Annotated in this window: 6 protein-coding genes and 1 pseudogene; 1 reads left to right on the forward strand and 6 read right to left on the reverse strand. The window is 61.2% G+C overall.

Annotated elements, in window-relative coordinates; translation table 11 throughout:
• The 3 genes and pseudogenes from TNMX_RS11980 to TNMX_RS12940 form a co-directional block, all read right to left on the reverse strand.
• On the reverse strand, positions 1-409 hold a 409-nt coding region (locus TNMX_RS11980), incomplete at its 3' end, for a helix-turn-helix domain-containing protein (RefSeq protein WP_156919469.1).
• A 146-nt stretch (positions 410-555) separates the two neighbouring features.
• Positions 556-1,126: pseudogene (locus TNMX_RS11985) on the reverse strand (transposase); the annotation flags it as partial.
• Positions 1,114-1,335 carry a hypothetical protein gene (locus TNMX_RS12940; RefSeq protein WP_015717266.1) on the reverse strand — a complete coding sequence of 74 codons (222 nt, stop codon included), beginning with the start codon at positions 1,333-1,335 and terminating at the stop codon, positions 1,114-1,116. The gene TNMX_RS12940 and the pseudogene TNMX_RS11985, both read right to left, overlap by 13 nt.
• Here TNMX_RS12940 and TNMX_RS13125 point away from each other — a divergent pair.
• On the forward strand, positions 1,318-1,530 hold the full coding sequence (locus TNMX_RS13125) for a helix-turn-helix domain-containing protein (protein WP_015717267.1): 213 nt from the start codon (positions 1,318-1,320) through the stop codon (positions 1,528-1,530). The two genes, TNMX_RS12940 and TNMX_RS13125, sit on opposite strands and share 18 nt — an antisense overlap.
• 300 nt (positions 1,531-1,830) lie before the next feature.
• Here the strand turns inward: TNMX_RS13125 and TNMX_RS12000 are convergent, their stop codons facing one another.
• The 3 genes from TNMX_RS12000 to TNMX_RS12455 all read right to left on the reverse strand — a co-directional run.
• On the reverse strand, positions 1,831-3,423 hold the full coding sequence (locus TNMX_RS12000) for a PQQ-binding-like beta-propeller repeat protein (protein WP_038032562.1): 1,593 nt from the start codon (positions 3,421-3,423) through the stop codon (positions 1,831-1,833).
• A 75-nt stretch (positions 3,424-3,498) separates the two neighbouring features.
• Entirely contained in the window at positions 3,499-4,761 is a 1,263-nt protein-coding gene (locus TNMX_RS12005) for an MFS transporter (protein ID WP_028493939.1), read from the reverse strand.
• 90 nt (positions 4,762-4,851) lie between these two features.
• Positions 4,852-5,661 (reverse strand): hypothetical protein (locus tag TNMX_RS12455; protein WP_216593119.1); only part of this gene is annotated, 810 nt, incomplete at its 5' end.

Below are 5,661 nucleotides of genomic sequence, written 5' to 3' on the forward strand. Positions count from 1 at the left end.
TGTGGGCATGGCACCCGTCATCAGACGGGAAACCCGCAGCCCTTTTCAAGTGCCCCGGTTGCATAGGGTTGAGAGGGATGGATAAGTGCAAGTTTTGAGTCACCCCAAAGCCCTCCTTCCTCAAAGCCTCCACCTTCAGGAGAAGCTCAGGAGTCCAGTGTCGCTTCCGCCGCAAGCGTTTGGGGCGCCTGGACCTGGGGACCAAACCCTTGAGCCCCTCTTCCTTGAGCCTCCTCTTCCAACGGTGGTAGGTGGCCCGGCTGAGGCCCACCAGGTCCTGGACCTCTTCCCAGTCCACCCCGTGGCGGCGTAGGGTCTCCACCTGCTTGAGCTTGCGCAGGCGTTCCTTGACTTTGGGGTCGCCGGCTTGAGCCTCGGCGAGCTGGAAGGCGAGCTTGGCCCCTCTTATGACCTCTTTGCTAACTGTGGCAAGCTGCGCTTGGGGGACCTCCTTTCGGAGTCGGTCCCCCTCCTTTTTATCCCATCCCGGGTCTCTAGAGTCTCACATGTTGAGTCTCACATGTTTCTGTCCGGGCTCAGGCCCCCTGGGCTTGCCTAGTAAATTGGCTTGAACCCCTTGGGAACAGGGGTGAGGGTAAGGAGGATCCGGAGGTCATAGGCGATGGCCTCCAGGAAGATCCGCTTCATCGCCGAAGAGGGCTTGCGCTCCATCAAGTAGCCCCCGGCCCACCGGCTCTTCATCCCCCCAAACACCCCCTCCACCACTCCACGAAACCGATACAGCGCATCCTCCCAGTGGAAAGCCGCCCAACGCCGCACTGCATCCCGGACCTCCCCCTTCTCCCGCAACCGGATCAGGGGCCGCACCCCAAGCCCCTTCACCACCCGCCAAACCTCCTCTCCGTCAAATCCCGCGTCCCCCAAAAGCACCCCACCCTCCCGACCAAACCGCCGCAACCCTCGGCCCAAGCCGGGGGTCCGAGGCATACCCTGGCCCCACCCAAACCCCCTCCAGAACCAGAAGCCTTAGCCCCCTCCACCATCGGGCAAGGGCCCAGAGCCTCCCATGCCCTCGCACCCGCCGCGCCTCCTGTCCCCTGCGCCACCGGGGGAGGCGGTCCTTGCTTCGGTAGGGAAGCCCCGTGGTGTCCCTTAGGCGAAAGGGCCCGCCTCATCCTCCCGGGAAAGCCTTTCCTCAGGTCTCGCCCGGAGCTTTTGCAGTAGGGCCTCCAGCATGGCCTCGTCCAGGTAGCGGTGGGCAAACCAGACCAGGGACTGGTGGGAAGGCGGGGGCTCGGGAAAGAGATCCTGGGCCCAGGCCTGGGTGGCGTGGTAGGTGATACCCTTTTTACCCCCATGACCGTCGTTGATCACCTGACCCTCCCCCAGCTCCAGCAACGGATCAAGAAGGCTCTGGCGGCGTACCACGCCAAGCAGGGCCTCACCGCCCAGGAGGTGGCCGCCATCGCCCTCCATACCTCCCGCTGGGTTTGCGCCACCGTGGCCCGCTACAACCGGGAGGGCCTCGAGGCCCTCCCGGATAGGAGGCACGACAACCGCCAAAGCTGACCCCAGAAGAACGGGAGAGGGTTCTGCAGGCCCTCATCTACCGCCAAGGCCTCCCGCCTGAAGGCGGCTTGTGGACGGGGCTCAAGCTGCAACGCTGGGTAGCGGAGGCGCTGGGGAAGGAAGTCTCTCTCTACCCCATCTACCGCCTCCCTATCTACCTGCACGCCCTGGGCCTGAGCCTTCTGGTGGACACCCGGGTGATGGGCTTACTGCAGGGGCTAAGGGCCTGGCTGAGGGCGGGGGAGGTAAAAGCGGATCCTAGGGGCCATGTAAAATCGAGGCGAGTTTTCCCGTTGACCTTTACGACGGCTTCTTAGCTCGCACATCGCGGGCGCCTGCGTGGGAAATTCGCATTGCCACGCCAGACCACTTGTGGTGTGGGTCCACCTGCCACGTTTCCACCAGATAGTCCGCCATCTCCTTGACGTGCTGCTGGGACACCTTCAGCCCAAAATGCCCAAGCAGCATCGACAACGCGGCAGCACCGCTGGCAGTTGGCTCGGCCTGGGGCTCAAAGATGAGATGTGAGACCCGCGCTTGCTGAGGTAACCCCAATGTAGGCCCACGGTTCATTCCGAGATCGACGAGAATCGTGTTCCAGATGAGCTTATCCTGGCGCCACAGTGCCACAGGGAGGGCGTACTTTCCGATGCGCTTGCCGGGGGCGAGCGCAATGCGAAAGTAAGCCCGATCTGCCCGACGAACAGGACGAATCACCGCATCCGCCCCCAGGGGCCGTCCATCGAGCCAGAGGTCTGTAACCAAAGGTGGAACCCGGAAGGAAATCTGAATTTCCCAATCGTTAGCTTGGATTTCAAGATCGGCGAGGTTTTGGTCCGCCATGCTGGTGGGATCGGCCACCGCCAGGTCCACCGCGAAGAGATAGCCCGTGAACGGGGGATCCCCACCGCCCACGAATACATGAGTTCCGGAGGGAACGGGGGCGGAGTAGGGGCCATGACCCACCGCAACTTGTGCCACGGACGACCCGTTGGACGGGTCGATGGCCTCGAGGACACCACCACCCAGGACGATCAGAAGTCCAGCCGCCAGGGCTGGAGGGGCCCAGATCCCCTCCGCGTACAATTGCCGCTCCCACAACCGGGCCCCCGTGTGCAGGCTGTAAGCGAGAATGGAGCCCCCGAGTGTGGTGACGTAGACACGTTCCCCATCCGTAAAGGCAGCGCTGCGAATCGTGACCTCCCCCACGTGATCTGTCCACAATACCTGCCCCGTGGCGCATGCGAAGCAGGTAACTGTGCCGTCGAGCGATCCGATCACGATACGGTCGGCGCCCACGGCAGGTCCGGCCGTTTCCGACGACACAACTCCGGTCTTACCAATTGGCCGTTTCCACTCAAGACTGACGGGTGCTCCCGTGTCGTCTAGGGAGACGCAGTACAGGTAATTGTTTGACGGTTCCGCACCCAAGACAAACAACAAAGGATGGGAGTCAATAAGGGAGACGCAGGGGTTGCCGAACAGAAATGTTCGCCCCACCTGGAACCTTCGTGTTTCCCGCCCATCTTCTTTGTTGACGGCGATGATAGAGTCTCCAGCACATAGGTAGACCATGTCTTTAAAAAGAACCGGGCCGCTCCTGATCCGCCACGGTGTTTTCCATGCCCACTGCAGGTCTCCGTTCTCGACGTTTAGGGCAGCCAACCCGGACTGGCCCCAGAGCATGTAAAGCCTCGATCCGTCCGTTGCTGGACGTCCGTAGCCGCCGGCAGGGAGAGCTAACTTCCACCTGAGCTCCCCGTCGTGGGAGCGGCAGGCCATCACCTCGTACTGGTGTACCGTCCGGTTATATGCCACGATCATGACTTTGTCGCCAGCCAGAACAGGATACCGTGGGACTCCTTGGATGTACTGGATCCACCGCAGCTTCATCTTTGTATCACCTCCTCTTTGTAGCTTCTCCTCGCAGTCTCTCCCCAACCCGGATGGCCCTATTGGAACCCCACCTCATCGGTTTTTCTCTCGCGCACCCCGCACCCTGAGCTGGAGCAAGAGCGCCGCGATGAGAACAGTTATAGAACCCCCCACGATCAAGAACGTTTGCACGCCGAACGTTTGGAGAACAGAACCGGCACTCAGGAACACGACCGCGGGGACGATCCGTAGGGCCGTAAACTGGGCAGCAAAGGCCCGGCCCAGGACATCCGAAGGAAGGGTCCGCTGCAGAATGCTGGAGGTGTAGACCGAAACCAATTCGGCCGTCAGACCGATAAGCGTCATCGCCAGCAGCCCCCACTCCAGTGCCCTCACGAAGCCCAGGGAAACAACCAGGAGGCCGAACAGGACCGTGGCAAGCCCAGACAATCGGCCCTCGTCCATGCGTCCGACCAGCAGAGCGGCTATCAGGGTGGCAACGATGGCCCCGAGCGCCATCGCTCCGGTGAGGAGCCCATAGCCAGCGGCACCCTGGCGCAGGACCTCTTCAGAAATGACGGGAAGGGCTATTGCCAGGACCGGAATACCGACGTTGATCACCACCAGATCCGCCATGGCAAGCACAGCCGCGCTGTGGCGGCGCAGGATACCCACTCCACTCACAAAGTCCTGTAGTACCCTTGGCCGCCAGCCCCGCACCACTGGGGATCCCCCGTCTATGCCCCGGAGCGGCAACAACAGAGCCGCGGACGCGAAAGTCAAGGCGGCATTCGCCAGGAACGTGTACGCCGGGCCCAGCCAGGCCAAGAGTAGGCCGGCCATGACCTTGCCCAAGATGTCGCACAGGTTGCGGCTCAACCTGATGAGCGCGTTGGCGCGCGTTAAGTCAACCTGGTCCACGAGGGCCGGAATAGCAGCCCCGGCTGCCACGGTAAGAAAACTGGCGGTGACCGCATGGGCCACCACCGCGAGATACAGGTGCCACACCTGGAGGCTACCCAGGAGGGACAGCCCAGTCACAGCCAGACCGAGCAGTGCCCGGCAACCCTCCGAAACGAGCATCGCTCTTTTTCTGGAAGCGGCGTCCACGTAAACGCCAGCAAAGGGAGCTAGCAGCAGTGAAGGGACAACCTGGAGGGCAAAGGCCAGTCCGAGTTGTAGGGTGCTGCCCGTCAGCTGAAACACCAGCCACGGGACGGCGATGGAGAATACATTCTCGCCAATGCGGGACAGGGTCCTGCTGATGAAAAAGTACGAGAATGGGAGTTCTCGGGTGAGAAGTACTAGCCCTAACCTAGCCTTCAAGGCCTTCAAGGTGGCGATGGCTTTATGCATAAAACGCCCCCGCAGAGGCTAGTGTTTGAGGAAGCATGGCCTCCGTGAGATGACGGAATAGGGGATACGGTAAGGCTATGCGCTACCTGGCTAGACCATGGCCCGCTCAATAGCAGTGATACGATGACGGGAGACGACCCGGATGGTCTCCTTCCAGTCTCGCAACCAGAGGGAGCGGATGACAAGATCAATCTCTGCCGTAATCTCGCCGTTTACAGGGTCTTCCAAGATCACGGGAATAACCACGGAGCGTGTTTCCCCCGGCTGCAGCTGGCCAAGGCTTATCTGGTCCCCGTCCGTGTCCAGCTGCAAGCCTTTTGGCACGGTCAGCGTCAGGAATGCCTCCTCTGCAATAAAGGTCCGGAAGAGAGGCTCGGGACAAGAATACGTGACGTTGCATTGGAGTGCATCCACGCCGTCGAACTGGATTTCCACATTCGGCAAGACACCGGTAATCACAGCGTCTCTAGTGCAGTCCACGGCAAGGAGGCCAAGTTCACGGTAGCCGATACGCCACTCTCCGCCCCTGCTTCCCCCCCAGTGGCTTTGATCCCACGGGTCGAGAAGGATGAATTCCTCGGCGGCGTCGTCATAGCCCACCACCAGCACCGCGTGCCCAGTGCGGTCGACTTCCTTCCGGAGGATGTCCTCCTCCATAGGGTAGTTCCACCCCGGATGCAGACGGACCAGAACAGGCAGGTTCTGGGCCACCAGTAAGCGGATATAGTTGACAAAGCGCTCGTGATAGGGGTCATGGTACATGAAGCATGGGAGCCCCGTCACCGCCAGCTCGCCAACCTTACTAACAACAATTCCAATATCCCTGGTCGGTGCGCTCATGGTTTTTTCACGCTCCTTTCTATCATTATATATCCTGGTCTGAGGTCGTGTCAAGAGTTT

Origin of the sequence: Thermus sp. NMX2.A1 (genome assembly GCF_000511705.1) — a bacterium.
Classification (GTDB): Bacteria; Deinococcota; Deinococci; order Deinococcales; family Thermaceae; genus Thermus; species Thermus scotoductus.